This window comes from Streptomyces sp. (assembly GCF_031178505.1).
GTDB lineage: Bacteria > Actinomycetota > Actinomycetes > Streptomycetales > Streptomycetaceae > Streptomyces > Streptomyces gulbargensis.
On record NZ_JAPSIW010000995.1, the window covers coordinates 1 to 1945 of the forward strand.

Genomic DNA, 1945 nt, shown 5'->3' on the forward strand with positions numbered 1-1945 from the left:
CGCCCGCCCCCGGCACCGGGCGCGGCTTCCGCATCCACGAGGTCGACCGCGGCCCCGGGCTGCCCGGACGCGGCCGGCGTTTCGCCTTCGCCGCGGCCAGCGCCGTCTCCTTCGCGGCCATAGCCCTCGGCGGCACCCTGCCGCTGGAGTCCTCCGTGAACGCGAGCGGTCGCGGACAGGGCACCGGCAGCGCGATCACCCCGCTGCGGGCGAGCGCCTCCGCGACCGGACCCGGCGCGAGCACCGTGCGCGGCGCCCGCTCCGGGGAGCGCTCCACCGGCGCGCAGTCCCTCGCGGGCGAGGCGCCCCCCTTCGCCGCCCGGCCGCTCACCGCGCCGCGCGGACCGCTGGCACCCGGGCACGTCCCGCCCGTCGCGCACTCCGCCCCGTCGCCGCTCCTGGCGGTACGGCTCCAGAACCAGGCGGCGCACCCGCCGTTCGCGCTGTCCCCGTTCATACGGCCGACGGGCCCGGTCCCGCATCTGGGCCTCGGGCCCGTGCCGAGCCCCGCCCCGGGCCCGTCCACCCTGCCGCTCGGCTCCCCCCGCTGACCCGCGACCTGGTTGAATCCTGGGGCAGGGGCCCCGAGCCGGGGGCGCGCACGGGTCAGCGGTTTGCGGGGAGAGCATGAACGACGGGAAGCCGAACTGGTGGAGCCGGCCTTCGACGGCCCCGGAGGCGGCGCGGATACCCTCGCCGCCCCCCGCGGACGACGACTTTCCCCTCCAAGCCCCTCGACCCGCCTCACCGGCGCAGGCCCCCGAGCCCGTCCCGGTGGCGGTCGACCTGACGAAGGACGGCCCGGCCGGTGAGCCCGTGGGCGCGCCCGCCGGGGGCCCGGCCCTCGACGCCGTACCGGCGCCCGCCGCTCCCGCCGGGCAGGCCCCCGCGCCCGCCCCGCCGGCCGTCGACCTGACGAAGGAGCGCACGCCGGTGGCGGACGAGCGCCCGGAGGAGCCGCACGAGCCGCCCGCTCCGGTCGCGCCCGTCGGCCTCCCGCCGCACGACGCCGACGCCGCGCCCGTCCCGTACGGCCGGGACGAGCTCCCGGCCCCGCCGGCTCCGCAGCCGCTGCACGCGCCCGACGAGTACCGGACGCCGCCCTACGGGGAGCCCGGGCCGTGGGCGCCCGCGCCGCCCGTGCAGCGGCCGGCCGCCGCCGTACCGCCGCAGGCCGTACCCGCGCCCGCCGCGCCCGTACCCCACCCGCAGCCGCAGAACGTCGCGCCCGCGCCCTGGGTGCAGTACGACCCCTGGGGCGCCGGCCCCACCGGCGTCACCCCGGTGGCGCCGCCCGCGAAGAAGAAGCCCGGCAAGGGCCTCGCCCTCGTCGGCGCGCTGCTCCTCGCGCTCGTCACCGGGGTCATCGGCGGGGGCGTCGGCGCCTACGTGGAGCGCCACGGCGGCCTCACCACCGTCGAGCTGCCCCAGGCCGGGGCCGCCGACACCGGCCGCGCACCCGAGAGCGTCGCCGGCATCGCGGCCAGCGCGCTGCCGGGCGTCGTCACCCTCCACGTCAGCGGCGGCGGGGGCGCCGGGACGGGCACCGGCTTCGTCCTCGACACCAGGGGCCACATCCTCACCAACAATCACGTGGTCGACGGCGCCGGCTCCTCCGGCGACATCACGGTCACGTTCTCCAGCGGCGAGAGTGCCGACGCCGAGCTCGTGGGCAAGGACGCCGGTTACGACCTCGCCGTCGTCCGGGTCACCGGCGTCTCCGGTCTCAAACCGCTGCCGCTCGGAAACTCCGACAACGTCCGCGTCGGCGACCCCGTCGTCGCCATCGGCGCCCCCTTCGACCTCTCCAACACCGTTACCTCCGGGATCATCAGCGCCAAGGAGCGCCCGATCACCGCCGGCGGCGAGAAGGGCGACGGCAGTGACATCAGCTACGTCGACGCCCTCCAGACCGACGCGCCCATCAACCCCGGGAACTCCGGTG

Annotated in this window: 1 protein-coding gene and 1 pseudogene; both read left to right on the forward strand. The window is 78.4% G+C overall.

Going from position 1 to position 1945, the window contains the following annotated elements; genetic code table 11:
- Positions 1 to 551: pseudogene (locus RIF68_RS35480) on the forward strand (zf-HC2 domain-containing protein); the annotation flags it as partial.
- 76 nt (positions 552 to 627) lie between these two features.
- The coding region (locus RIF68_RS35485) for a trypsin-like peptidase domain-containing protein (protein WP_309055719.1) at positions 628 to 1945 on the forward strand (1318 nt) is incomplete at its 3' end.